Here is a 249-nt window from a genome sequence, read left to right on the forward strand (position 1 = left end):
GGACGACCCGCTGGTTCCCGAGCGCCACGCGCACCCACGCCTGGTCGGCACAGGATTACAGATCCGCCAACATGACCCCATTCGTCGGATGGATGCCGCGCACCGACCGGAAGGTCGCGGTCGCGACCGGCTACAACAAGTGGGGCATGACGAACGCCGTTGCAGCGGCGCTCAGCATCACGGCCGACATCGTCGGTGAGGAACTGCCGTGGGCCCAGGTGCTGCACCACCGCATCACCAAGCCGCCCG

General features: G+C 67.9%; 1 pseudogene. It reads left to right on the plus strand.

The features are described from left to right. Positions 1 to 249, plus strand: a pseudogene (locus SB717_RS38305) (hypothetical protein); the annotation flags it as partial.

It is taken from the genome of Priestia sp. SIMBA_032 (genome assembly GCF_046535215.1).
In the GTDB taxonomy this organism is placed as follows: domain Bacteria; phylum Bacillota; class Bacilli; order Bacillales; family Bacillaceae_H; genus Priestia; species Priestia aryabhattai.